This is a genomic window from Nostoc sp. ChiQUE02 (assembly GCF_034531305.2).
Lineage (GTDB): Bacteria > Cyanobacteriota > Cyanobacteriia > Cyanobacteriales > Nostocaceae > Nostoc.
This window is the reverse complement of the sequence record NZ_JAVRBN020000006.1, coordinates 58,596-83,239: the sequence shown is the minus strand read 5'-3', so window position 1 is coordinate 83,239 and position 24,644 is coordinate 58,596. Positions and strand designations below refer to the sequence as shown.

Annotated in this window: 23 protein-coding genes and 1 pseudogene; 15 read left to right on the top strand and 9 right to left on the bottom strand. The window is 41.1% G+C overall.

Annotated features, from left to right (window positions below; translation table 11 throughout):
• Nucleotides 1–42: 42 nt before the first annotated feature.
• Complete coding sequence (locus tag RM347_RS08285) at nucleotides 43–912, top strand: zinc metalloprotease HtpX (protein ID WP_322719994.1); 870 nt, start codon at nucleotides 43–45, stop codon at nucleotides 910–912.
• Nucleotides 913–1,021: 109 nt separating this feature from the next.
• Nucleotides 1,022–1,456, top strand: a complete 435-nt coding sequence (locus tag RM347_RS08280; protein WP_322719995.1) for a hypothetical protein — start codon at nucleotides 1,022–1,024, stop codon at nucleotides 1,454–1,456.
• Nucleotides 1,457–1,567: 111 nt separating this feature from the next.
• Here the strand turns inward: RM347_RS08280 and RM347_RS08275 are convergent, their stop codons facing one another.
• Nucleotides 1,568–3,691, bottom strand: a complete 2,124-nt coding sequence (locus RM347_RS08275; protein WP_322719996.1) for a pentapeptide repeat-containing protein — start codon at nucleotides 3,689–3,691, stop codon at nucleotides 1,568–1,570.
• Nucleotides 3,692–4,143: 452 nt separating this feature from the next.
• Nucleotides 4,144–4,782 carry a type I restriction enzyme HsdR N-terminal domain-containing protein gene (locus tag RM347_RS08270; RefSeq protein ID WP_322719997.1) on the bottom strand — a complete coding sequence of 213 codons (639 nt, stop codon included), beginning with the start codon at nucleotides 4,780–4,782 and terminating at the stop codon, nucleotides 4,144–4,146.
• Nucleotides 4,783–4,923: 141 nt separating this feature from the next.
• On the opposite strand from RM347_RS08270, the gene RM347_RS08265 reads away from it, so the two are divergent.
• From RM347_RS08265 to RM347_RS08250, 4 genes and pseudogenes are all read left to right on the top strand, one after another.
• Complete coding sequence (locus tag RM347_RS08265) at nucleotides 4,924–5,133, top strand: type II toxin-antitoxin system HicB family antitoxin (RefSeq protein WP_322719998.1); 210 nt, start codon at nucleotides 4,924–4,926, stop codon at nucleotides 5,131–5,133.
• A 62-nt stretch (nucleotides 5,134–5,195) separates the two neighbouring features.
• A pseudogene (locus RM347_RS08260) lies at nucleotides 5,196–5,360 on the top strand (type II toxin-antitoxin system HicA family toxin); the annotation flags it as partial.
• 168 nt (nucleotides 5,361–5,528) lie between these two features.
• Nucleotides 5,529–7,316, top strand: coding sequence for an aspartate--tRNA ligase (gene aspS, locus RM347_RS08255; RefSeq protein WP_322719999.1), 1,788 nt, complete (start codon nucleotides 5,529–5,531; stop codon nucleotides 7,314–7,316).
• 145 nt (nucleotides 7,317–7,461) lie between these two features.
• Nucleotides 7,462–7,905, top strand: a complete 444-nt coding sequence (locus tag RM347_RS08250) for a GNAT family N-acetyltransferase (RefSeq protein WP_322720000.1) — start codon at nucleotides 7,462–7,464, stop codon at nucleotides 7,903–7,905.
• Here RM347_RS08250 and RM347_RS08245 read toward each other — a convergent pair.
• Nucleotides 7,891–8,046 carry a hypothetical protein gene (locus RM347_RS08245; RefSeq protein ID WP_322720001.1) on the bottom strand — a complete coding sequence of 52 codons (156 nt, stop codon included), beginning with the start codon at nucleotides 8,044–8,046 and terminating at the stop codon, nucleotides 7,891–7,893. The genes RM347_RS08250 and RM347_RS08245 overlap by 15 nt on opposite strands.
• Nucleotides 8,047–8,209: 163 nt before the next feature.
• Nucleotides 8,210–8,365, bottom strand: coding sequence for an arginine synthesis PII-interacting regulator PirA (locus RM347_RS08240; protein WP_322720002.1), 156 nt, complete (start codon nucleotides 8,363–8,365; stop codon nucleotides 8,210–8,212).
• 109 nt (nucleotides 8,366–8,474) lie between these two features.
• Between RM347_RS08240 and RM347_RS08235 the strand changes: the two genes are divergently transcribed.
• From RM347_RS08235 to RM347_RS08225, 3 genes are all read left to right on the top strand, one after another.
• Nucleotides 8,475–9,278 carry an SAM hydrolase/SAM-dependent halogenase family protein gene (locus tag RM347_RS08235; protein ID WP_322720003.1) on the top strand — a complete coding sequence of 268 codons (804 nt, stop codon included), beginning with the start codon at nucleotides 8,475–8,477 and terminating at the stop codon, nucleotides 9,276–9,278.
• Nucleotides 9,279–9,921: 643 nt separating this feature from the next.
• On the top strand, nucleotides 9,922–10,578 hold the full coding sequence (locus RM347_RS08230; protein WP_322720004.1) for a DUF2301 domain-containing membrane protein: 657 nt from the start codon (nucleotides 9,922–9,924) through the stop codon (nucleotides 10,576–10,578).
• Complete coding sequence (locus tag RM347_RS08225) at nucleotides 10,578–11,267, top strand: ElyC/SanA/YdcF family protein (RefSeq protein ID WP_322720005.1); 690 nt, start codon at nucleotides 10,578–10,580, stop codon at nucleotides 11,265–11,267. The genes RM347_RS08230 and RM347_RS08225 overlap by 1 nt, the downstream gene beginning before the upstream one ends.
• Nucleotides 11,268–11,326: 59 nt before the next feature.
• Here the strand turns inward: RM347_RS08225 and RM347_RS08220 are convergent, their stop codons facing one another.
• Nucleotides 11,327–12,406, bottom strand: coding sequence for an alpha/beta hydrolase (locus tag RM347_RS08220; protein ID WP_322720006.1), 1,080 nt, complete (start codon nucleotides 12,404–12,406; stop codon nucleotides 11,327–11,329).
• Nucleotides 12,407–12,712: 306 nt separating this feature from the next.
• Here RM347_RS08220 and dprA point away from each other — a divergent pair, with 306 nt between their 5' ends.
• The 3 genes from dprA to RM347_RS08205 all read left to right on the top strand — a co-directional run bounded on the left by dprA (nucleotide 12,713) and on the right by RM347_RS08205 (nucleotide 15,985).
• A complete protein-coding gene (gene dprA, locus RM347_RS08215; protein ID WP_322720007.1) occupies nucleotides 12,713–13,855 on the top strand; it encodes a DNA-processing protein DprA in 1,143 nt (380 codons plus the stop codon).
• A gap of 299 nt (nucleotides 13,856–14,154) precedes the next feature.
• Nucleotides 14,155–15,261: a saccharopine dehydrogenase family protein gene (locus RM347_RS08210; protein WP_322720008.1), complete on the top strand. Its 1,107-nt coding sequence runs from the start codon at nucleotides 14,155–14,157 to the stop codon at nucleotides 15,259–15,261.
• 334 nt (nucleotides 15,262–15,595) lie between these two features.
• Nucleotides 15,596–15,985: a hypothetical protein gene (locus RM347_RS08205; protein WP_322720009.1), complete on the top strand. Its 390-nt coding sequence runs from the start codon at nucleotides 15,596–15,598 to the stop codon at nucleotides 15,983–15,985.
• Nucleotides 15,986–16,176: 191 nt separating this feature from the next.
• Here RM347_RS08205 and RM347_RS08200 read toward each other — a convergent pair whose 3' ends face one another.
• Nucleotides 16,177–17,475, bottom strand: coding sequence for a cation:proton antiporter (locus RM347_RS08200; protein WP_322720010.1), 1,299 nt, complete (start codon nucleotides 17,473–17,475; stop codon nucleotides 16,177–16,179).
• Nucleotides 17,476–17,891: 416 nt separating this feature from the next.
• Between RM347_RS08200 and RM347_RS08195 the strand changes: the two genes are divergently transcribed.
• Both RM347_RS08195 and RM347_RS08190 read left to right on the top strand, forming a co-directional pair.
• Nucleotides 17,892–18,161, top strand: coding sequence for a hypothetical protein (locus RM347_RS08195; protein WP_322720011.1), 270 nt, complete (start codon nucleotides 17,892–17,894; stop codon nucleotides 18,159–18,161).
• A 474-nt stretch (nucleotides 18,162–18,635) separates the two neighbouring features.
• The gene (locus tag RM347_RS08190) at nucleotides 18,636–19,007 is read left to right on the top strand and encodes a hypothetical protein (RefSeq protein WP_322720012.1); all 372 of its coding nucleotides are present in this window, start codon (nucleotides 18,636–18,638) and stop codon (nucleotides 19,005–19,007) included.
• A 140-nt stretch (nucleotides 19,008–19,147) separates the two neighbouring features.
• Here RM347_RS08190 and RM347_RS08185 read toward each other — a convergent pair whose 3' ends face one another.
• Both RM347_RS08185 and RM347_RS08180 read right to left on the bottom strand, forming a co-directional pair.
• Nucleotides 19,148–20,305, bottom strand: a complete 1,158-nt coding sequence (locus tag RM347_RS08185; protein WP_322720013.1) for a glycosyltransferase — start codon at nucleotides 20,303–20,305, stop codon at nucleotides 19,148–19,150.
• A gap of 45 nt (nucleotides 20,306–20,350) precedes the next feature.
• The gene (locus tag RM347_RS08180) at nucleotides 20,351–21,511 is read right to left on the bottom strand and encodes a glycosyltransferase family 4 protein (RefSeq protein WP_322720014.1); all 1,161 of its coding nucleotides are present in this window, start codon (nucleotides 21,509–21,511) and stop codon (nucleotides 20,351–20,353) included.
• 537 nt (nucleotides 21,512–22,048) lie between these two features.
• On the opposite strand from RM347_RS08180, the gene RM347_RS08175 reads away from it, so the two are divergent.
• Nucleotides 22,049–24,271 (top strand): hypothetical protein, encoded by a 2,223-nt coding sequence (locus RM347_RS08175; protein ID WP_322720015.1) that lies wholly within the window; start codon nucleotides 22,049–22,051, stop codon nucleotides 24,269–24,271.
• A gap of 13 nt (nucleotides 24,272–24,284) precedes the next feature.
• On the opposite strand, the gene RM347_RS08170 is transcribed toward RM347_RS08175, so the two are convergent.
• Nucleotides 24,285–24,641, bottom strand: coding sequence for a hypothetical protein (locus RM347_RS08170; protein WP_322720016.1), 357 nt, complete (start codon nucleotides 24,639–24,641; stop codon nucleotides 24,285–24,287).
• Between the last annotated feature and the right edge of the window lie 3 nt (nucleotides 24,642–24,644).

Here is a 24,644-nt window from a genome sequence, read left to right as displayed (position 1 = left end):
TTTTCTAAAAAATTTACACGGCATTAGCAGGAGAGCGAAAATATGACAAATCAATTGAAAACGGCTGCTTTACTAGCTGCACTAAGTGGTCTTTTAATCGCAATTAGTTATTGGGTAATTGGCGGTTACAGTGGCTTGATGATCGGAATTGGCTTGGCAGCAGTCACAAACCTGGTTTCTTGGTATCAATCAGATAAGATTGCGCTGGCAGCATACCAGGCACAGCCTGTGAGTGAAACAGAAGCACCAGGGCTTTATCGGATGGTGCAGAGGTTGAGCGATCGCGCCAATATTCCTATGCCTAGAGTTTACGTTGTTCCAAGCCAAGGTGCTAACGCCTTCGCTACAGGGCGCGATCCAGAACACGCTGCTGTTGCTGTCACCGAAGGTATTTTGAATATATTGCCAGATGATGAACTCGAAGGCGTTATCGCCCACGAACTCACCCACATTATTAATCGTGACACCCTCACACAAGCCGTTGCTGCTACTGTTGCTGGTGCTATCTCATTCCTAGCCCAAATGGTTAGTTACAGCCTATGGTTTGGCAGTGGTTCACGAGATGACAACAGAGGTGGAAATCCTTTGGGTGTTTTGTTAACAGTCATACTTGCACCAGTAGCTGCAACAATCATTCAGCTGGCAATTTCGCGCACACGAGAATTTTCCGCTGATGCAGGTTCTGCTAGATTAACTGGTAATCCTCGTGCCTTAGCTAGGGCGCTGCAACGGTTAGAAGCCAGAGCCAGACAGATGCCTTTAAATGCCAATCCAGCCTTTGAGCCATTATTAATTATCAATTCCATCTCTGGACAGTTCCTGGGTAACTTGTTCTCCAGTCACCCTGCTACAGAAGTGAGAGTTGCAGCATTGTTGAAATTAGAGCAACAACTGCCAACAAAAGTTTATTAATTTGTCATTAGTCATGAGTCATTTGTGAAATTTACAATGGCTCATGATTGCCAGTACAGGGTGTACTTTTCATCCAAGAGTAAACTTTGCAACTAAGGATGTTTTAACTATGAATGCTAACAACATCGAATCCATTGAAACCACAATAATTGAATCGACCGAATCCATAGTAGTTGTAGAAATCAGTTCTGAAACCGACAAATTAGTAGAAACCGAAATGGCTGGTGAAACTGATGAAGTGAAGCGCGAAACTAAAGCGCTGATTGAGGCGCTAAAAAGACGTGCTCAAGCTGAGGCTGATTCGGCAGGTACTCTCACCCGTGAAACCTATTTGAAAGTTGTGCGTCAAGCACGGGAATTAATTGAAGGAAGGAAATTAATGGAACGCGATCGCTTTCGCTTAGAAAACTCTTGGGCAATAATTCAGGATGAAGCCGAGAGAAACTGGTACTTATTTATGAAAGACGTAGTAGACTTCAGTTTTCGCTTGCAAAAGGCTGCTAAAGCTGCTTGGGAAACCTTCAATCACCCTTATTCTCGTTAATAGGATGCCAAGGGTGCGATGGCACTGAGTGCTCGCTGGAAGCGATCGCAGATAAATTTAGGGGCGTACAGTTAGCTGTACGCCCCTACTATGATTGGAATTGAAAGCAAATCACCCTAAACCCAAAAAATTTGAAATCAACGGCAATAAATTGCTGCACTGTTCAACCAACTTTGTGGCACTGGGTAAACTAGAAACTGTACCTTTTAAAATCTTTATAGCCGTTTTCGCCGCCTTTTGCATCGCCCCCTCTTGAGGACTTTTGCCGGCTTCTACTAAGGCTTTGACTTGTTCTAACGCTTCAGCTTTATCTTCTTGCGCTAAGTTTGTATCAGCCTCAATTGCTGCTTGCAATTGCGTCAACAATTCCTTAATTCCAGGTTTATCAGGTTCGGGTGATCCTGGTAACTCGTTGATGGTATTTGTTACCGTACCGCTAATATCGCCTAAATTCAAAGCTTGTCCGCTAGCATTAAAATCTCTGCCAACACTGCCAATTTCAATTTTGCGGCTGGCATCATTACTGTTAGTCATATTTTTATTCTCAACTTTATTATCAACTTGAACATTAATTGGTTTATTCGCTAATAATTTTATAATCTCTGTCATCTCTCCACTTTGTTGGCGATAAACGACTATTTGCTCATCTTTAGCTTGTAATTGTGCTTTATATTTTTCTTCTACAGCTTGCAATGCTAGCTGATAATTTTGCGTAAAATCGCTATGAATCTTTTCTTTATCGGCATCAAGAGGTACACCAACCTTAACTACTACTACGCCATCACCTTTATTTTCAATACTCTGTAGGGCTAATTCTGTGTCTTCATTTTGATTTTTTACATTTTCAAAGGCATTAACAAAAGCCTTCCAATCAATACCATTATGGAAAATCAAATCAACAGTATTTAAAACCTCTTCAAACAGCTTAGTAAATTCTCCTGGCTGAAAGTCCCCACTACTAGGACGGCGTTCGCTGTCATCGGTTTCCGGCTTGGGGTGTTCTAGAAGATAAACAAAGCGACAATCAACATTATCTAACTGAGTTGAACTTTCAATATTCCATGCTTCCACACAAGCACCAGTCATTTGGGCGCTAGTGAAATTAGTACCAATTGCCTCAGCTAGAGTTAAATTTGCCCACTCTAAACAAGCTCCTTGCAAGTTTGCTTCAGTAATATTGGCATTTTTGAGATTTGCTTCTTTTAAGTCTGCACCTATGAGGTTAGCGCCTTTAAGGTTAGCACCAAGATATGATTTTTTTCTCCCATTGCAGCTTATGAGTAAATTGAGAACAGCAAGGTTAATTAGTATAGTGTTGTCTACTCTAGCAAGGTCGAGCTTTTTGACTTCATAAAAACGAGTGCGTGTGAGGTTGGCATTTCTGAAATCTGTATTTCTGAGAATTGCACCTGTAAAGTCAACATCAGTCAAATCAACCCCACGAAAGCTAGTTCCAGCTGTAGCAGCAAACCCGGTCGCGAATGAGCGAACCCAAGCTTCTTTTTCATTTCCAACCAAACTACGCCAGCCAATGTAAGCACTAAATAATGTAAAGGCAAAGGCGAAGGCGAAAGCAAAGGGTCTGGCTCCGGCTCCAGCTACGGTTCTGGCTACAAAGTTGAAGGTTACGGCTAAGGCTATGGTAAACGCTACGCCTCCACCGAAGGCTCCGGCTATGGCTCTGGCTACAGCTACGGCTACAGCTACGGCTACGGCTACGGCTAAGGCTACAGCTATGCTGTAGAGTACTTCTTCACCGTAGACTCCTGCTAAGGCTCCGGCTTTATTTGCAGTTCCACCGAAGGCTCTGGCTACGACTGCGGCTACGACTATAGCCCCAGGTACAATTACGGCTACGGTTACAGCTACGGCTCCTAAACCTGCTGTTAAACCCTTACGAATGGTAATAATACAAAAAACCAGCAGTAAGATTAAGGAGACTATCGCTATGATGAAGTTTTGAGTATTATTATAGTCCAAAATAGATACTACCAAGAAACCAAGGATGGGTGATAAAAACCCTAATAGCGCTAATAGCAGCCATGAGACTATAAGTAATCCAATTGTCCAACGTCGCTGTAATCCAGCTTTAGCACCTGTGAAGTCAGCATCTTTAAGAATCGCGTTGGTAAAGTTTGCTCCTCTAATATCCGCCTTGCTAAAGTTGGCTCCAGTCAAGTTTTGACCTTTAAAAGAACGACCTCGGAGATTTTGACCTGAGTAGTTTGGCGGCATAATTGTGTCAGCAAGAGGTTTTCACTGAGATGTGATACAACTTTGCTGTGCAATATTCCAGATTTTGGTGAAATATAAAATTTTGGATGCAATACGTGATAAAGACGCATGACTGTGCGCTCTCATCTTTGAAAATTCAAGCAAGTATTAGTACTATTAATAGTATCACCAGTACAATTAAACTGTAATTATCAAAATTACGACGTTAGTCATCAACATTACAATGTTTCTTCTTAAGATTACAATGTTGGTCATCAACATTACAATGTTTCTTCTTAAGATTACGACGTTGGTCATCAACATTACAATGTTTCTTCTTAAGATTACAACGTTGGTCATCAACATTACAACATTAGTTATCAACACTCGAGCTTTTGTAAATAATGTTGAAGTTTTTGTCACCACACTTCAAGTAAAAATACAATTTTTCAGTCAAAACAAAGTGTATGCCATCAAGGCGTAGACATCGCTTGACCGATACCTTTAAGAATTTGCAATATATCATACACCTCTCTAGCAGAGGTAAACAGAGCAAACACCCGCGACAGATCGTATTGAGGAGTAGGTGTTTGCGTCAATTTAATAAATAAAATATCGTCCCCGTTAGTCAACATCCCAAACACAGGTTTATCAGGATGAGGGTTAGCCATCAAATAAGCGAGTGCTTGCGGCAAAGCTGACCAAACCGAAAGTTTAGTTTTTTTAGACTCTAACACCATAACCCACAACTGATTTGGCAGCACCAGAACGTCAATCCGTCCACGCAGTATCTCTTCTCCATCATCCAACACCAACTCTACTGATGACTCTGCGGCAATTTTAAAAGGAGGATCGTAAAACCCTGCTAGTGCAAGTAGGGGGGACACCATCAACAACATCACTGTCCCCTCTAACAAATCACCTTCGCCACGGTGATATAGATATCTGCGCCGCAGTACATCCAAAGAGGTTTTTTCAGCTTTGGTAATTTTAGGTAATCCCTCAGACCATTCTGGGAAAAACTGCTCGTCCTCAATTCGGACTAAACCGAATCGGGTATGGGCATCGGTTAAGCTGGTAATCGCTTCTGTAATTGCTGCTGTCTGTGTCATAGTTTTTCACTTTACTGTTGCTTATCCATATCAGCCATCAAAACAGCCAAACCGACTTAATTGGCATAAATCTTTCTTTTGGCGATCGCAGCTACTCAACTACTCTAAAATTAGATTACCCCACCAAACAACAACCTCAAGATGACCAGAGAATTTAACGTCATTATAGAACGCGACTCTGAAGGTTATTTTGTTGCCTCCGTGCCTAGTCTTGCTGGATGTCACACCCAAGCCAAATCTCTAGACGAACTAATAGAGCGGATTAAAGAAGCTATTGAACTTTGTTTAGAGGTTGAACAAGAAAACGCCGAAGCATTAGAGTTTATCGGTGTGCAGAGGGTTTTTGTTTAAATATGAGCAAACTACCGAGTTTGACTGGACGGGAAGTAATTACAGCTTAAAAAAAAGCAGGTTTTGAGGTAGCAAGAATCCGAGGTAGTTACCATTTTTTGATACACAGTGACGGTCGTCGAACTGTTGTTCCAGTGCATTCTGGTGAAACAATTGGTTTCGGTTTGTTAGCACAGATACTCCGTGATTGTCAGATCAGCCGTGATGAATTCCGGGAACTATTGTAAAAATAGGTAAAACTTACCCTTATGGTGTCATGGATTCTCCTATATGTAGTGTGAGATTATTTGATTTTTTATTTCACCAGAACTACTACAATTACTATTGATGCTAGATAATGGGAAGGCTTTGACATTTTCTTGCAAATCTAGCCCAGACAAACAGAACTAACACTTATGCGAACTCACTATTGCGGCGAACTCCGAAAAGAACATATTGGAGAAACAGTTACCTTTTACGGATGGGTAGACCGTCGCCGCGATCACGGTGGTGTGATATTTTTAGATTTACGCGATCGCTCTGGAATTGTCCAAATCGTCAGCGATCCACAACGCACCCCAGATTCTTACGAACATGCGAACGCCCTGCGAAATGAATATGTTGTCAAAATCACTGGTAGGGTAACACAACGTCCCGAAGAATCGCTGAATACCCGCATCCCAACAGGCGAGGTGGAAATCTACGCCGACAAAATTGAACTCCTCAATGCTGTCCGCAAACAGTTGCCTTTCCAAGTTTCCGTAGCTGACACCGAGACAGTGCGGGAAGACTTGCGGCTGAAATATCGTTATTTGGATTTGCGACGCGAACGCATGGCGCAAAATTTGCAACTGCGTCATCAAATTGTCAAAGCCATGCGTCGTTATCTGGAAGATTTGGAAGGTTTTATCGAAGTCGAAACCCCAATACTTACCCGTTCTACCCCAGAAGGGGCGCGGGATTATGTTCTACCCAGTCGCGTCAATCCTGGTGAATGGTATGCTTTGCCGCAATCACCCCAGCTATTTAAACAATTGCTGATGGTATCCGGCTTAGATAGATATTATCAGATTGCCCGTTGCTTTCGTGACGAAGACTTACGCGCCGACAGACAACCAGAATTCACTCAGTTGGACATGGAAATGAGCTTCATGTCCCAAGAAGAAATTATCGAACTGAATGAAAGCTTAGTTTGCCATATCTTCAAAACAGTTAAAGGCATTGAGTTACAGCGCCCTTTCCCCCGTCTCACTTACGCTGAGGGGATGGAACACTACGGTAGTGATAAACCAGATACACGCTATGGTTTGAAATTAGTTGATGTCTCAGATATTGTCAAAGACTCTGGTTTTAAAGTCTTTCGGGACACTGTTACCAATGGTGGTATCGTCAAAATCCTCCCCATTCCCAACGGTAACGATGTAATTTCTAATGTCCGCATTAAACCAGGCGGTGACTTATTTAAAGAAGCCAGCGAAGCCGGTGCTAAAGGTTTAGCTTATATCCGCGTCAGAGATGATGGCGAAATTGACACCATTGGGGCGATTAAAGACAACTTGAGCGAAGAACAAAAACAAGAAATTTTGCGCCGTACAGGTGCAAAAGCTGGACATTTGCTGTTGTTTGGGGCTGGTGATGCTGCTACAGTTAATAAAACTTTAGATAGATTACGGCAAGCGATCGCTAAAGAATTTGATTTAATTGATCCAGAAAAAATCAACTTGCTGTGGATTACAGATTTCCCGATGTTTGAGTGGAATGCTGACGAAAAACGTCTAGAAGCACTGCACCACCCGTTTACAGCACCACATCCTGATGATTTGAGCGATTTAAAAACTGCACGCGCTCAAGCTTACGACTTGGTACTCAACGGCGTCGAAGTTGGCGGCGGAAGTCTGCGGATTTATCAGCGAGAAATTCAACAGCAGGTGTTTGAAGCGATTGGGTTATCTCCTGAAGAAGCACAAAGTAAATTTGGGTTTCTCTTAGAAGCATTTGAATATGGTACACCACCGCATGGTGGCATCGCCTACGGTTTAGATCGTTTGGTAATGTTGCTAGCTGGCGAAGAATCTATTCGAGATGTCATTGCTTTTCCGAAGACACAACAAGCGCGTTGTTTGTTAACAGATGCACCTTCGAGTGTAGATGCTAAACAGTTGAAAGAATTGCACGTTGCTTCAACTTATAAACCAAAGTCCTAGTGAACTAGCGAATTGTCTAAGTAGGGTGGGCAATGCCCACCAATTACTCGAATTGAGAAAGCAAATATTTTTTTGATTTCACCTCCCATTTCCCTTAAGCAAGCAGCATTGGGTGTAAACTGCATTGAAGTTATGAGGACACTCAATGGAAGTTTTCTTGGCTAATATTAATCATCTTGAAAGTGTTTCAGTACTATTTGATCGATATCGTATTTTTTACAATCAGGCATCAAACCTTGAAGCTGCCAAGGAGTTTCTTAAAGAACGTTTCAAGAATAATGACTCGGTAGTGTTTGCAGCTAATGATAATGGGGAATTAGTTGGGTTTACTCAGCTTTATCCCAGCTTTTCTTCAGTGTCGATGAAACGAGTATGGATATTGAACGATTTATATGTGGAAGAGTCGTATCGCCGGAAGGGAATTGCAAAGTTATTGATGAGTGTTGCGGAAAAATATGCAAAAGAGAGTGGAGCCGTTCGAGTAATTTTAGCTACTCAAATTTATAACATAACCGCGCAAAAACTTTATGAAGCGCGAGATTACATTAAGAATGAAGAGTTTTACCATTACGCTTTACCGTTGCAGTAGTGGCATGACATGAAATTGGGCGTCAGACAGTTGCAGAAAGAATTTTGCAGCAACTACGACGACAACAGTAGGTGTAGAAAATCTACTGCTAGGGTGAGGGAATTGCTGCTGCTGCCAAAATAGAATTAAGCCGCTATCCACAGAACTCCTTATGAGTGAATCAGCAGGGGAAGCAGGGGAAGAAAGAATTTTCAGGTTTTTGTACAGATGCGGGAATCATAACTAATCAGCCGGACATGATATAAAAACAAAAAACCCGCCGTCGCGGGTTACACAACAAAACTATGAACAATGAAAACTTGATTTAGCTGGAATACCTCATCTCAGCTTCCAGTAGACGAATCAGCTGTTCATCGCCTTTTGCTCTGGCTACTTGCAAGCGATGCTCTAGGCTTCTTTGAATATTCGCTCTGTGAGTTTCTCGTGCTTTGCTCAAACTTTGTAGTCTATTTTGACTCATAGTGATTACCTTCTTTAATTTTTCGTCTTATGTCTTGTATTCTTAACATAACACATATTTTGTAGCTGTTGCTACAGAAAAATATTTGTTTATATAATTCTAACAAAAAATGTCCAAGAAGGAGATAGGTCAACAACCACCTTTAACTTTACTGAGCGATTTTAGCGATCGCAATGTTTATGTAGGCATAATGAAGGGAGTCATAGCCCAAATCAACCCCAGATTGACGGTGGTAGACTTAACGCACCAAATTCCGCCGCAAGACATCGCCGCAGCGAGGTTTTGCCTGATGAATGCTTATCCCTATTTCCCAGTGGGGACAGTGCATCTGGCAGTAGTAGATCCGGGTGTGGGAAGCAAGCGACGAGCGATCGCAGTAGAATTTGCTCAAGGGTTTCTGGTAGGCCCAGATAATGGTATATTCAGCGGCGTACTAAGTCAAACTCCAGCGATCGCAGCTGTCGAACTCACAAATTTTAACTATTGGCGAACTCCTCAACCAAGCAAAACTTTTCACGGTAGAGATATCTTTGCACCAGTAGCAGCTAATCTTGCTAGTGGTGTCCCCCTCAAACAGCTAGGACAAGAAATTGATCCAGCAAGTTTAGTAAAACTGGATATAGGCGACTGCAAGCAGACAACCACTGGTGTAGTAGGTTGCATTCAATATATTGACCACTTTGGCAACTTAGTGAGCAACATTCCAGGGAGTTACGTCCAAGGCAAAACTTGGTGTGTGCAAGTTGCTGGGTTGAGCATACCAGGCGGTGAAACTTACAGTGATGTCAAGGTAGGAGAGATAATAGCTTTAGTTGGCAGTCACGGCTGGGTAGAAATTGCCATTAATTGCGGACATGCTCACTCACAGTTACAGATTAATTTACAAGATGCGTTACAAGTCTTGTTTTTCTAAGAAAATTAAGACCAGAAAAAATTGCTAAAGTAAGAAAGTGAAAAATCATCAGGCTCCAAAGCGTCTGTTGCTACTCAGTAGTAAAGGCAAACAAATGGGAAAATCCTAGATATAAAACTAGCTGAGAAATGGCACTTAACAAAAAGCAACTAATTCCCTCAAGCTTTTTCAGCCACAAGCCAATAACTCTCGCCGTGTCTAAAATGGCGTAGACAATATCCCCAATCTGCTAACTCAGGGGTGCTTTTGCCCAAGTCATTTCTCCGAACCCAAGTAAATTGGCATAATGAACCGTTGCACCATAAAGATAACAAAGTGCAATGATTCGGAGGTAGATTCCCACGACAGACTTGTGACAAAATTTGAGAATGCGATTAATCATATAGCCTAGAGCATACTTTTCGTGAGAGCTTGCACCATTCTCAATAACCGGAGTTTGGGTACTGCACACCACCTAAAAATAATGATTTTCGCCCACTGTAAGCAGTAACAAATTCACAAAACTTGTAATTAAACAACTGCTAGAAGATGTAAGTGTAAGAATGGTGACATTAACTTCGTTTCATTGCCCATAATAATAAAAGTAACCCTTGAGCAATTTCCTGTTGTACTCTACTAGAGAATCATCATTATATTCTTAGCTATGACTACACAAACACTCCCTGCACCAGAAGTTTATCAAGGTCAGTTTGGGGAATTTACAATTACTCAGAGCGATCGCACTGGCGTAATTGTCTACCGCGCTGGGTTAATGGTAGCAGCACTGAGCTTTGCCATAGGCAGCGCTTTGATTTTACTCAACAATAACCCGACTGTTGTAACTGCACTGACGCCTCTGTATGCTTGTTTTAGTCTCGCTCTCGGTGTAAGTTTATTTACCATTCATATCTACATGGCATCATTGCACCGAATGTTGCAAATTTTTTGGGCGATCGGTAATATCGCATCAGCGATCTTGGCACTGTCTAGTAGCGATCCTTTGGCTCTTACTGTTTACAATCAGCCGATTACCTTATTCGGAGTTGGTTTTATCTTCGTTGCTTTGACAGGTATTTATTTTAAAGAGGCTTTTTGCTTCAATCGCCTGGAAACCAAAGTATTAACTCCAATAGTACCGCTACTGTTGTTAGGACATTTGGTAGGAATTTTACCAACTCAAGGGGAAAGTATTTTATTAGGAATTTGGGCGACATTATTTTTAGTCTTTGCCCTGCGAAAGACAGTACAAGCAATTCCTGCTGATATTGGAGATAAGTCTGTATTTACCTATTTAAAAGAACAACGTTTAGCTAAGGTTTAATGCAGACAAAAAATCGTCGGCGTCAAAAATTTCCAAAAATCAAAATAATCAAACGCCAAGAAATGTGGACACTTACGGCTCAGGGGTGGGCGATTGCGATCGCTTTGATTGCTTATTTAATATTTTTCACTATTACTCATGTACACTCATTTCTCGCCGTGACTTCCCCCATCAAATCAGCAGAAGTATTAATTGTTGAAGGATGGCTACCAGATTACGCTATAGAAGAAGCTTTGACTGAATTTAAAACTGGTTCTTATCGTCAAATAATTACTACTGGAGGCACATTAGCAAGAGGAAGTTATCTTACCGGATACGAGAACTTTGCAGACGTGTCAGCCGCCACATTTATAAAACTCGGTTTAGAAGCAGAAAAAATAGTAGCTGTTCCGACACCTTTTGTAGTTAAGGATCGTAGTTATGCATCTGCTGCCGAATTTAATCGCTGGTTATCCAATTCAAATTTACAGATACAATCAATTAATCTTTTTTCTTTGGACGTTCATACCCGTAGGAGTTGGCTGATTTTCAAAAAATTACTGCATCCTGAGATTAAAGTTGGTGTGATTGCTGCCAAAACGCAAGATTACGATCCAGAAAAATGGTGGGGTTCTAGCGCAGGTGTACGGACAATTATTGATGAAGGCATCGCTTATATCTATGCACGGTTTTTGGATTGGAAAGCCTAAAAAAGAGGACAAGGGGATGGGTATACAACGTCCCTTTGTCTCCTTATCTATTTATTCAACTACTTACCCAAGATTTGTAATAATGCTTGCCGATAAATTTTGAGACCCTCTGCGTTCAGATGGTCACCATCACTGGTCAAATTTTCTTTAAGAACATTATTTTCATACAATGGTGCTAGTCCTGCTGCTGCAACTGGCACTTTTTCTGTTTCAGCAACTTGATTAATCAGAGTATTAATTTGTTCAACTCTAGAAAGTGGGGCTGCTACAGTTGGATTTGAGCTTGCTGCAACTGTTGAATAAAAAGCCGGAATGAGAAAAATCTCTTTAGTTCCCATTGTGCGGACAAGTGCGATCGCCTCTTGCAGATTTTTGCTAAACAATTCATCACTAATTCCATACCAAGCATCATTTCCACCTATGGCAATAATGGCTTTTTCACATTTCACCTTGGTAGGAATTAAACTTTTAAGTTGTTCTAGTAATGAGATTGTACTCAGTCCATCTAAGCCAAAATTAAAAGTACCATTCCCAAGGGTATTACCAAGTCCAGCCGAAATAGAATCGCCAAATAGGCAACCTGAAAACTGTTTATCTTGGGCAGCGAGTGTCTGATATTGTAGTGCAATTTTCCCTAAGGGTGAAGAAATTACATTGTCCTTTGGAGGCGCATCAGCAGAGCTAGAAGAGGAATTTGCCATGCCGACTAGCTTAGAAATTTTTGACACGTCAACAACTATTTGCTCGCTGGGATAGGCTTTTAGAAAGCTGGCTATTCCTAGACCTTCTGGTGATTTTGCTCCTAAAATAAGGGCAGATCGTAGCGCTGGTATACTTGCTTGATCGCGACGGGCGATCGCTTGGGAAGCAAAAGATAAGATTTGCTTACCCATTCCTGAGTTTAGCAGCTTATCTAGAGCCACAATATCAAGCGACATTTTTACTTGAAGAGCATCTTGAAACTTCTGTTTCTCCTTAGCGCTGAGGTAATCTAGGAAAGATTGCAAATCGCTAGAAGCCTTTTGTGTCTCGCCATAGTTGCGTATATCTGCCACAGGGATCGATTGCTCAAACAATCCGTACCTGACAGTAACTTTTTCGGCTGCCAAACTAGGCAACAAACCAAGACAACTATGCACCAGTAAAAATATTAAGCACCCAGATAGGCTTATTAAAAGACGATAGAAATATTTCATCACAGAAGATAACAAGATAGATAGTCAATAGTTAATAGTCAAGAGTCAAGGGTCAAAAGTCAATAGTAATTGGTCATTAGTCATTGGTCATTGGTCATTGGTCATTGGTCATTGGTCATTGGTCATTAATCAGGAATTATTATTCTCTCCTGCCTCCCCTGCCTCCCCTGCCCCCTGCCCCCTGCCCCTCCCATCAATAGCCAACCTCAATTTGGGAATACTCAATCGAGTAGGTGTGAGGACGGAACAGTGTTAGAAGAAGGTGCATATTGGCTAGCTTGGGCGCAAATTTCTGGAATTGGCCCAGTATTACTGCGACGGCTGCAACAGCATTTTGGTACGTTAGCAACAGCTTGGAACGCTACCAAGGTACAGTTGGGAGAGGTGGAAGGTTTTGGTTTGCAAACACTAGAAAAAGTAGTACAACAGCGATCGCGTTTGCACCCAGAACAACTATTCACTAAGCATCAACAGGAAAACTCTCATTTCTGGACACCGGCAGATGCAGATTATCCTCGCTTACTCCTAGAAACTCCAAGTCCGCCGCCGATTTTGTACTATCGCGGTGAAGTCGAACTCCAAGAAAATCTCGGACAAAAACCGCTAGTTGGAATTGTCGGAACACGCCAACCTTCAGAATATGGTATTCGTTGGACTCGCCAAATTAGTACAGCTTTGGCTAAAAATGGCTTTACGGTTGTTTCTGGGATGGCAGAGGGAATTGACACAGAAAGCCACATCGCCGCCATGAAAGCAGGCGGACGCACGATCGCAGTTTTGGGGACTGGTGTAGATGTCATCTATCCACATAAAAACCGGGATCTGTACAAGCAAATTTTGACAGCTGGGTTAGTCGTGAGTGAGTACCCCACAAAAACCCCACCCGATCGCACTCACTTTCCGCGTCGCAACCGAATTATTGCAGGCTTAAGCCGGGCCATCCTGGTAATGGAAGCGCCGTTAAAATCTGGTGCCCTAATTACGGCCACCTATGCAAATGAATTTGGTAGAGATGTTTATGCATTACCTGGGAGACTGGACGATCATCCATCCCAAGGGTGCTTAAAGTTACTAAGTCAAGGAGCTTCTTTCATTCTTAAGGAACTAGATGAACTGCTAACAATGCTAGGGGCAATACCACAACTTGATGGAGTCGAAACTTCCACAGCACCAGAACAGTTAAGCTTGCCAACTTTATCACCAGAATTGCAAACGGTAATGGATGTGTTCGCCGCAGGCGTGCCGGAGGCACTCGCAAGTGAAGCTTTACCCTTCGATTTTATTGTCCAACAAACCAGTATGCCTGCTGGCTCAGTTTCCAGTGCTTTGTTACAGCTGGAACTTATGGGCTTCGTTTCGCAACTACCAGGAATGCACTATCAGAAAAGTTAAGAGTTAAAAGACAACAACATTATTTAGCTTTGTTTTTAGTAATTTAACTATGCCTCCAGCCCTCTTCTAACCTAATACAATTTTTAATTGTATAAAAAGTAAACTTGTTAAGAAGTATGTACATAGATTAGGATTGGGGATCGCTTTTGAGGAAAACTTTGCGATTTACTGAATGTACGTCTCTAGCAACATCTTTTTTTTAGCAGAAATTTCGTTAAATTGTATAAATCATACTTGTAACCGATGGCAAACAGGACGCAAAACTGGTCAAATAAAGTTAGTGTTGCGAATCTGGAGTAATGACAGACAGCGTTTTAATTCTTGGTGGACGAGGGCGGATTGGTAGCAGTGTTGCTCAGGATCTAGCTACCCACACCCAGGCACAAATTACAATTACTGGACGTTCTGCGGAGTTCGGGAGGGCTGTCAGCTTGTCTTCGGGAGGACAAGTGGAGTTTTTGATATTGGACTTGGTAGAAGTTGACAAGCTGCGAGAAGCGATCGCAAACTCTAACTTAGTCATTCACTGTGCTGGCCCATTTCATTATCGAGATACTAATGTTCTCGAAACCTGTATTTCTCAAGGCGTTAACTACGTAGATGTCAGCGACCATCGTTCCTATACCAGCAAAGCTCTCAATTATCATGAACAAGCTGCTGCTGCTGGTGTGACGGCAATTATTAATACTGGTATTTTTCCTGGTATTTCTAACAGCATGGTACGTCAGGGTGTTGAACAATTTGATAAACCAGAAAAGATCCATTTAAGTTATTTGGTTTCGGGTTCTGGCGGTGCTGGCATTACGGTGATGCGGACAACTTTTCTTGGATTACAGTATCCTTTTGAGAGTTGGATAGATGGGAAATGGGAAGTAATCAAGCCTTATAGTGAAAGAGAAATAGTTGAGTTTCCACCTCCCTATGGACGCACTGGAGTTTACTGGTTTGATATGCCAGAAACCTTTACACTGCCCCACGCTTTCCCATCAGTAAAAACTGTAATTACTAAGTTTGGCTCTGTTCCCGATTTTTACAATCACCTAACTTGGATTGCGGCACACATTTTTCCTAAGTGGTTAATGCAGCGTCGTTACATGATTGAATTTCTGTCTCATGTCAGCCATTCGATGACAGATGTCACTAATAATTTTAGTGGAATTGGGGTAGCAGTTCGTTCAGAAGTTACAGGGCAAAAAAATGGTGAAACAGCCGTTTATTGTTCAACTGTAGTGCATGAAAATACGGCGGTGGCTTCCGGTTGTGGCACGGGTAGTATTGCCCAATTATTACTAGAAGGTAAGCTTAATAAACCAGGAGTTTTTGCAGTAGAAGAAGCACTACCAACAAATTTATTTGAACAGGTAATGCAAAGCCGAGGAATTAAAATTCATCACAGATGGTTATAAATCGGGGCGTACAGATGTACGCCCCTACATTTTGATCAAATATTTCGGGGAATGCTAGAAGTGGCTATCCGATAATAAAGTAAAAATTTCAAGCCGCTTGAGTGGACAATAGTTTTGAGCTGCTGAACTTGAGTTCTAAGCGGGATATCATTAAACATGACAGTTTGCAGCTAAAGAACTCAGGTAGTATTAATTGAACTATAGCTAAAAATTAATATATCTTGCGGTAGAAGAAAGAACTGTACCTAAACACTTAGTATGCCTGTGAGCCTGAAATATTGAATCTATTTATACAAAATAAAGGCTCATAACAAAAGATTAGGAAAGTTTTTCCATGCAAAAATTTCTATTAACTTTAAAACAAGCATTACGTTCAAGCTTTTTGGTTGTTGGCTTAATGATTTTCATCAGCTTGTCAGGTTCTTTCATTTTCGTTCAGCAAGCTAGTCATGCAACTACTCTTGAAGAATTAAAGCTAATACCTCCACAGTATAAACCAAATTCAGAAGAAAAAATTAATCGTGCTAACGAATTTGACCCAGGTGTTGGCATTCAAGAAGAAGAACGACAAGAAGCTTATGAGCAAGCAATAAAAGATTCAAAGAATCTTAATACTATAGAGAAGACTTACGAAAGGAATTTGAAGGCTGAACAAGCACAAAATCCCCCAGAAAGCTTTGGTGAAAAAGCGAAAGAAGTTATTGAAAAGGTGACAGGTAAATAGGGAATATAGACCTAAGCAGCAACCGCTTCCCTACTAGCATTGGGGAGTAAGCTTTAAAGTCTCTCTCCGGTTTTGAGTCAGGTTTATAAAATTAAATTGTAGGGTGTGTTATCGCTTTAGCGTAACGCACCATCAACAATTTAAGGTGCGTTAGTCTTTGGTATAAGACACCCTACAAACAAAAACTGCCTCTACTCAAATTCATCTATTGTGGCACGAGGAGTAGCGTTTCCCTGATTAGCAATATTTCGCTCATACCACTTCATTAATGGAGTTGCACTAATGCCATGTATAATCACAGAAGCCACAATAGTAGTGTAAGTTATCCAAGCAATTTGTTCGGCTGCTTCACCTTTTAAGCCATGACCAAACGCATAGGCAAGATAATATAAAGAGCCGACGCCGCGAATACCAAACCATCCAAACAACCACCGAGTTCCTGGATGAAAGGTTCGGCGGCGTGAGTTTAGAGGGCGTTTACCTATTGTGCTAATCCAGACTCCTAGAGGTCGGATTAGGAAGAATAATAAAATTATCACTAATAAAGATTGCATAGCATAATTGAGCATAGGCTGCAATAATAATATTGAACCCAATAGTAAAATTGTTCCAACTTCTAGCAGCTTTTCAACTTGCTCAACAAATTCCAACTGTTCTAGCGGTTTTTCAGGATTTCTGTAACTGCGTTGGACAACTAACCCAGCAACAAATACTGCCAGAAATCCATAGCCATTCACCATTTCTGTTAATGAATAAGTTAGTAGAATTGTGCTGATAGCAATAAAATCTTCCATTAACTCATCAGCACGACGGCGTTTTTGAATTCTTTTTTCAATCCAAACTATAGATTTTGCAACAACAATTCCCATAATAATGCCAGCTGCGATCGCCCAAATTAAATCAACTGCAATCCACTGTTTAAACCAGTTACCCCAGTTGTTATCTTCTAATGCATGAAGACCAAAGTAAACGAAGGGAAAAGCTAAAGCATCATTTAACCCACCTTCAGAAGTTAAACCAAATCTCAACTCATCTTGGTCGTTTATATCGGTAAGTTGTACTTCGGATGCTAATACTGGATCGGTAGGTGCAAGAATTGCTCCTAATAAAATCGCTTCTCCCCAATTCATCCCTAAAAACAATTTACCCACAGCAGCCAGAGCAAGAATTGAAATTGGCATGAGAAATACAATCAATCGCACTGTAATATCCCAAACCCCCAACCTTAGAGGACGAACAATTCTTAAGCCGCAGCTAAACACAGAAATAATTACTACAAGTTCTGTTATTCTCTCCAGCACTTCAGCATTAAAAACTTCATCTCGACGTAATTGAATCAGCCCAAAGGCATAAGGCCCTAGCAAAATACCAACTAAGAGATAGATAAGGGCAAAAGAAAGAGGTAAGCGAGCAATCCAACCCGATCCTAATGTGACCATCAGCAGAAGTAGACCAATCACAAATAGGTCAATAATATAGATATCTACCATATAGCGATTTATATAAAAATTAGGTGTTGTTTTGTAAGCTTAGTTGCAATAGCTTTTTATTAGGAATTACCTATGGGCAGATTTTCTTGAATTGAAAATTCAGACACGCCACCAAATTGGAGAAGGAAGGAATAGATAAATTTGGCGTTGGCTTTGCCCAACCGAGACATTGCGCCTTGATTATTTGCTCTGGATTAAAACACAGCCACTAAAACAATGGGATGTATGTAGCACCGGAATATGGCTAATACACACCTGTGTGCCCCTACGAATTGTCTATATTCCCTACTTTCTCACTCAGATATTGCCCATTTTAGTACAAATATACTATAATGGATATAGCGTCCACAAAGCCTAGCCAAATGCATAACGGCTGTGTGAAAACCTTCTGGAAGATGGATTCAAGGGTTAGTTCGATGATGAAGCATTACATTCTCAACCTCAATCCGACTGCCAAGCATGAATGGGATCGGTGTATTTTACGCGATCCTCTGACTGCCAAACGCCCAGACATTGCTAAACTCATTGCTGAAGCAGTTGGTGCTGATACAGGTAGTTATTTAGTGAGTGTGAATATTGAAGTTCAAGTTTTGGAGCAAGCCGCAGTACCTCAAGCCGAACAACTCTCGCTTTCGTTTCCAGAGGTGAGTGTGCCCTCACAACCACAACTGCGGGAAGTAGCTTGAGCTACAGTACAGAGTTTAACAGAGAATAATTAGCCTGTATAAGCAGCCTTATTTCGTTAGCCCCAGGCTTTAGTCTGAAGGCTAACGGAATCATGAGTCTATAGGCTGACTAATTTTATAACGCAAAATTAATCGCCCAAAGCTAATTTCAAAAACTCAAAAAGTTGTCTGATAGAGAATATATGTAAATATGAGGTTCTAATTTAAAATTTGTTGAGAGTTTATTTGAATTTCATTTTCGCTAAAATTTGGGAAACTGGCTGTAAATAACTAGTGGATAACGATCGCTATTTTTGCATCTCAGACATAGCCTTTTCTCCCCTAATTCAGTACATTTTTACTATAATAGATATATAGAGTCCACCAAGCTTAGTTAAGTGTAAGACTGCTCTGTGACCGCCTTTTGGAAAATAAATTCAAGGGTTGGTCTTATACTTAAACACTACATTTTTGACCAAAGAGGAAAATTATTAAATGATGCAACTGAGTCATTATCCAGCTGCAATCGCACAAGCTGCCCAACGGGCTAATGAAATAGACTCTCAGTTGATGGCAGTGCAGCACCAAGTTAACCGATTTGAAGGTAATGCAGATCGCGTCGCCGCCTTTGAGATGGATTTGAAAAATGATGCTCAACGCAAGGCTCGTCGCTTTGAAGTGCTGCTTGTGAATCAGGAATATCAAAAGGCAATAGACACCCAAATTCGATTAACTGTCGATAAAGCAAATGCGATCGCTCATTTGGAATATCTGCGTAACCAGTTTAGTGTAGCTAAGTTGGAAGCAAGATTAGCGATTGCCCAACAACTCTCTGATTTTGAATCTCGTGAATTAGTTGGTTTGTAATCACACCCATAAACTCCAGACTTCAAAAGAGGCAGGGAGCAGGGAGAATTGGGGAGAAGAATTTGCAGTTTTCCCCCTGCCCCCTGCCTCTTCCCTGGGGTTATCCAAACAAAATCGGTGATTGTAGATTAACCAGGTATTTATATGTGAGACAGCAGTTGGGCAATTTGCTGATTAATAATTGCAACATCAAAACGCTGACTAGCCGTAGTTCTGGCATTCTTGGCTATAGTTGCAGTTATTTCCGTCTCCTGAAGACAGGTGATAATTACTTGTGCAAGTTCCTGGGGTTCTCCTGGTGTTACTAGAAAACCATTAAGTCCATGTTCTACTAATTCCATTACACCTCCAGCTTTTGCTGCAACTACAGGTTTTCCACATAGCATTGCCTCTACAATCACTCTACCAAACGGTTCTGGGGAAGTAGAGGTATGTGCCACCAAGTCACAAGCTGCCATTAACTGGGGAATATCTGAACGAAATCCTAAAAATTTGACACGATTTTCTAATCCCAGTTCAGCAACTTGCTGGTGTAACCTTTGGACGTAATCTTGTTCGCCAAACAGTGCATCACCTACTAAAATTGCTGTCACCTCTGGCGGACATTTGGCAAGGGCATCAATTAAGATATGCTGCCCTTTCCAAGGTGCAAGACGGCTAAAGTGTCCGACTACAAATTTTCCTTCTAATCCTAACTGTTGCTGTAATTGTTTAATCTCAGACTCATCAGTTTGATAATTTTTTGGCTCAAAGCCGTTATAGACAACTTCGATGATATCTTTACGTCCTCCTGCTTGCACAAAGGCTGTTTGACTAGCTTGGGAATTAGCAATTACTAATGATGCAAAACGATTAGCTAAGTTAACAGCGATGCGAAGATTAGTTTGGCTAAAATGTTCTTTGGAAAGAATATCATGTAAATGATATACCAGAGGGCGACGACTGAAAAAACTTGCTAATGCTCCGACAACTAATGCTTTTTGAGTATTGGCATAAATTAAATCATATTCATGCGCTTTTTTTATTACCTTAGTAATCAAAGGCGCAAGTTGCCCCAGACTCTTTAATCCTTGTACCAAACTACTTTCTTTGCGAACTTGGATTGCTTGAGTTGCAAGAACTTCTACTGGGATATTATTTTGCTGCAATAAATCTTTAAATGGCCCATCTGCAAATAAACCTACCAAAGCGCGATGCCTACGGCCGGCAAAGCCAACGCCATAAGGTTTAGCAATATCTATTAAACATAATTCGGCACCGCCTGGTTTACCGCTTTGGTCTAGGAAAAAAATTTTCATTCTACCTCTATTTTATTCCACGTAGCATTTATTAGATTTACTTGTCTAAGCTAATAAAATATTTCGTACTTGTTGGGCGATTTTATTCCAGTCGTAGTGTGTGGTAGCGTACTGGCGACAAGCTTCTCGTGAAGGTATGGGGATATTTCCCAATAGTGCTTGTTCTAATTTTTCAGCAATGGCTGAGGCTTCGGTTGAAGTAGTAATTAAATTGGGTGAAAATTCTGATAGAATTTCTGGCATTCCACCAACTGGGGTACATAAAATAGGAGTACCACAGGCTAGAGACTCGACTATTACTAATCCAAATCCTTCAAAAGATTGACTAGGCATAATCGTCAACTCAGCAGCTTGGTAAGCTATAGGCAATTGCTCATCGGGTAGAAAACCTAAAAATTTAACGTTGTCATCTAGCCCTAATTCTGTAGCCTGTTGTTGTAGTGCAGCTTGGATGTGACCACGACCTGCGATCGCTAGCCAGACATCTGGTATTCTGGGCTTAATTATAGCCAATGCCTGCAATAATTTGTCAACTCCCGTTCGATGTACTAAGCGGCGTGATGTAAATAGGATACGGCGATTACTTGGCCAGCCTAGCTTTGCACAAGCCTCCTGGGGTGATAAATTTGGTTGAAACCAATTAATATCAACTCCACCAGGGATAACATTAATTTTGCTCCACGGTACTTGATATTTATCATGTAAAATTTTACCAAATGCTTTGCTCAAAACAATGAAGCGATCGCAGCGATTATAAGTATTTTGTTCTATTAGCCAGTGCTTGATTAAAAGACTGAGGTTTTTATTAACTACCTCTTGCTGACTCTCAGAAGCCCAAGGGCCATGAAAGTTAAAAGTAACTGGTACTCCTTTTGGTAAAATATCTAAAATAGGAAAGCTATATAATGCAAAGTGCAAATTAATAGCATCTAGTTTACTTGTTCTTATTTTCTTAAAATTAGTGCGAATCGACCATAATCTTTGCCAAATAGCACTATCAGGAGAAGCCAAGTTAGTCAGCTTGATTGGCGAATTTATTTCAGTCTCCGGTAGACCGACTCCACATAATTCAACCTGGTCTTGATTTGCTGCTAATTTATGAGTTAGTTCATAAATATACCTTTCTAATCCTCCGGGACTTTTGGGGAACCAGCCTAATCCCAGAGTAAGAATAGATGCAGATGATGAAGCAGGTTTATTTTCCACTGATGTGTCTCCTATAAATATATTAAAATGCTAAGGGTACACAGATGTGTGCCCCTACAGCAGTTATATCTAAACCTGAATAACTAAAATTTCTAAATACACATTAGCAATAAACTTTTTTATAGAACACCAATTTATAAACTATTTATATGTCAACGTCAACAATGAATTAAAACCTGTGTTTTTATTAACTAGCCAACACCGAGCTAGTCACATATAATACCTGCAAATTAAGGAACGTGAATCCTAGATAGTGATAAGGAAAAAGCACTCTTAATCATTAAATATCCAATTTAAATGTATTAATTTTTACCATAATTGTTTAAAAACAAGTAAATATTAATACCTTGAATAATATTTACTGTTAGCTGAGGTTTTAAAGAATAATGTGAGATTTATAAAGTTTATGTAAATAAAGTTTATAAGCTTTATATATCCATACATTACCTATATTTTAACTGCTCCAAAATAGTTATATTTTTTTGCGGATTTCTTAAACAATGATTGTATATAAATAATTAAAAGCTTAAAAAATATATGAAACATAGATTACTGACGGAGTTAGTAAAACTGCGTCAAAAGCTCAACCAGCATATAAATAAATTACCTAAAATCAGATATTTACAAAAAAGTAAAACTTTCAAATTTTTACTCAGTCTGACTGTTGGAGTAATTGTTACTACCATTGGAATTACAACAGACTGGGCAACAACTGGAACGCCCACACTCACCTACAAAACATCGTGGATAGGTAATACTTTTGGCAGTGGAAATCTGCGGGTACAAAACAATATTGAGGCAATGTATGTTGCCCCTGATGGCACAGTTTATACCAATAGCCATTGGGATGAAGCGGGAACAGAGGCAGCAATCTATAAAGATGGTAAGGTTATTGGTGCCCTTGGAGATACTCACGGCTGGAGTCGTGGTGGTGGCAAAGCTGTAACAGCAAATAGTAAATATATTTACATTGCCATGACTCAAGGTTCGAGGGGCAAAACAAATGAAGATTACCCACCAGAAGGAACAACTTGGCACTGCGTTAGACGCTATGACTTGTCGGGAAAACCTGCACCGTTTCCTAATGGGCGTGGCTGGGATAAAAGTATGTTAATTACCAGTACTAAAAGTGAAGTCACTGGATTAGCAACTGTGGGAAATGAGTTGTATGTGAGTGATTTTGCTGCTAACCGCATTCGTGTGTATGATACTGATACGATGAAGGAACTTCGCAGCTTTACCGTTGCCAATCCTGGAGCGATCGCAGTTGATCCACAAAAAAATCTGTGGATTATTCAAAGTAAAAATGGTAGTAATCCTGCGAAAATTTTACATTATTCCCAGAGTGGAAAGCAATTGCCCCAACAGATTGCAGATATCGTCGAACCAACAGCGATCGCTGTTGATCGTGAAGGTAAGCTGTTAGTGGCAGAAAATGGCCCACGTCAGCAAATGTTGATTTATGACATCAAAGATAAGCCGGTGCAGGTGGGTAGTTTCGGCTGTAAAGGCGGTATCTATGCAGGAGTTCCTGGTGAAGTTCGAGATTTAAAACTTTACGGACTTACCGGAGTTGGTACAGATGCTTCAGGCAATATCTATATAAATAGTAATGGTTTCAACAAATCAGGAACAGATTTGCGGAAATTTTCGCCATCGGGAAAACTGATGTGGCGATCGCTGGGATTGATATTCGTCGATAATGCAGATGCCGATCCTAAAACTGATGGTGTAGATTTGTTCACCAAACAAGAACACTATCAGATGAACTATAGTAAGCCTGCTGGTAAGCAATGGACTTACAAAGCCTACACTTTAAATGCTTTCAAATATCCTCAAGATCCACGTCTGCATACATCACCAGATGGAACCTTTGTTCGCCGCATCCAAGGGAAGCCGTTTTTGTTCCTCACAGATATGTATAGCAGCTTTCTGCAAATATATCGTTTTAATCCAGCCACAGATGGCAAAGTTGCCATCCCAGCCGGCATGTTTGTCGGTACTAATGGCGCAGATAAACCATTTCTCACTGGAAATTGGCCACCGCATCAACCAGAACAAGGGGAATGGATCTGGCGCGATCGCAACGGTAATGGCAAATTTGAAAAGAACGAATACGATCGCAGCAAAGATTATCCTCATCTCGGCGGCTGGTGGGTAGACAGCAAAGGAGATGTTTGGAAAGCTTTGCGAACCCAAGATGGCACAGCTATCCGACACTATCCTTTACAGGGAATAGATCCTAAAGGCAACCCCATCTACAGCTATAGTTCGATGGAAAAGCAAACTACTCCCGACATTTTTAACGACTTGCGGCGGCTCGAATATTTCCCCCAAACAGATACTATGTATTTGTCAGGCTTCACAGTAGATCATCCCGCATTCGGCGACGATACTGGAGTTGCTGGATCTGAAATTGCCCGTTTTGACAATTGGAGTAAAGGAAATCGGACTCCCAAATGGCGAATTGTGATTCCCTACGACACCACCGGCAAACGCGAAGTGTCTACAGCTGCAATCAGTGTGGCGGGAGACTATGTATTTGCGGTGACAGTCAAAACCGCAGAGGTATATGTCTACAATGCTAAGACGGGAGCGCAAGTACAACAGTTAAAACCAGGCCCAGAAGTTGGCAGCGAAAGTGGCTGGATTGATATACCCTACGGTATCCGCGCTTTTCGGCGTTCCAATGGTGAGCATTTGGTATTTGTGGAAGAGAATTGGAAAGGAAAGGTGATTATGTATCGGTTGCTGGGGTGAGTATTTACAGCAATTACAGATACAACACAGCTTTGTTACTAATTCGTAATTCGTAATTAAGAGTCGCTTGCGGGGGGGGTGGGGGCAATACGCTTGGGTTAAGAATAATTGTAGGTTGGGTTGAACGGAGTGAAACCCAACAAAAGCTTGAAAACGTTGGGTTTCGTGCCTCAACCCAACCTACATAATTTAATTTTTTGGCCTTAACCCAAGCGTATTGGAGTTGGGGGTGGGGTTCTTCTAGCTCACTTAACCGAGAACCGCTATATCGAGAAATCAAGGAATAAGGATGAGAAGCGATCGCTAATGCTATTTTTCGACAATTGATTAAGCGGTTTGGAAAACTCTCTGAGGAAATGCGCTCTTCCATTTC

What these genes read in the sequence shown, in the direction of transcription:
- RM347_RS08285 (WP_322719994.1), top strand. Translation starts at nt 43, where the DNA reads ATGACAAATCAATTGAAAACGGCTGCTTTACTAGCTGCACTAAGTGGT.
- RM347_RS08280 (WP_322719995.1), top strand. Translation starts at nt 1,022, where the DNA reads ATGAATGCTAACAACATCGAATCCATTGAAACCACAATAATTGAATCG.
- RM347_RS08275 (WP_322719996.1), bottom strand. Translation starts at nt 3,691, where the DNA reads ATGCCGCCAAACTACTCAGGTCAAAATCTCCGAGGTCGTTCTTTTAAA.
- RM347_RS08270 (WP_322719997.1), bottom strand. Translation starts at nt 4,782, where the DNA reads ATGACACAGACAGCAGCAATTACAGAAGCGATTACCAGCTTAACCGAT.
- RM347_RS08265 (WP_322719998.1), top strand. Translation starts at nt 4,924, where the DNA reads ATGACCAGAGAATTTAACGTCATTATAGAACGCGACTCTGAAGGTTAT.
- aspS (WP_322719999.1), top strand. Translation starts at nt 5,529, where the DNA reads ATGCGAACTCACTATTGCGGCGAACTCCGAAAAGAACATATTGGAGAA.
- RM347_RS08250 (WP_322720000.1), top strand. Translation starts at nt 7,462, where the DNA reads ATGGAAGTTTTCTTGGCTAATATTAATCATCTTGAAAGTGTTTCAGTA.
- RM347_RS08240 (WP_322720002.1), bottom strand. Translation starts at nt 8,365, where the DNA reads ATGAGTCAAAATAGACTACAAAGTTTGAGCAAAGCACGAGAAACTCAC.
- RM347_RS08235 (WP_322720003.1), top strand. Translation starts at nt 8,475, where the DNA reads ATGTCCAAGAAGGAGATAGGTCAACAACCACCTTTAACTTTACTGAGC.
- RM347_RS08230 (WP_322720004.1), top strand. Translation starts at nt 9,922, where the DNA reads ATGACTACACAAACACTCCCTGCACCAGAAGTTTATCAAGGTCAGTTT.
- RM347_RS08225 (WP_322720005.1), top strand. Translation starts at nt 10,578, where the DNA reads ATGCAGACAAAAAATCGTCGGCGTCAAAAATTTCCAAAAATCAAAATA.
- RM347_RS08210 (WP_322720008.1), top strand. Translation starts at nt 14,155, where the DNA reads ATGACAGACAGCGTTTTAATTCTTGGTGGACGAGGGCGGATTGGTAGC.
- RM347_RS08205 (WP_322720009.1), top strand. Translation starts at nt 15,596, where the DNA reads ATGCAAAAATTTCTATTAACTTTAAAACAAGCATTACGTTCAAGCTTT.
- RM347_RS08200 (WP_322720010.1), bottom strand. Translation starts at nt 17,475, where the DNA reads ATGGTAGATATCTATATTATTGACCTATTTGTGATTGGTCTACTTCTG.
- RM347_RS08195 (WP_322720011.1), top strand. Translation starts at nt 17,892, where the DNA reads ATGATGAAGCATTACATTCTCAACCTCAATCCGACTGCCAAGCATGAA.
- RM347_RS08190 (WP_322720012.1), top strand. Translation starts at nt 18,636, where the DNA reads ATGATGCAACTGAGTCATTATCCAGCTGCAATCGCACAAGCTGCCCAA.
- RM347_RS08185 (WP_322720013.1), bottom strand. Translation starts at nt 20,305, where the DNA reads ATGAAAATTTTTTTCCTAGACCAAAGCGGTAAACCAGGCGGTGCCGAA.
- RM347_RS08175 (WP_322720015.1), top strand. Translation starts at nt 22,049, where the DNA reads ATGAAACATAGATTACTGACGGAGTTAGTAAAACTGCGTCAAAAGCTC.
- RM347_RS08170 (WP_322720016.1), bottom strand. Translation starts at nt 24,641, where the DNA reads ATGGAAGAGCGCATTTCCTCAGAGAGTTTTCCAAACCGCTTAATCAAT.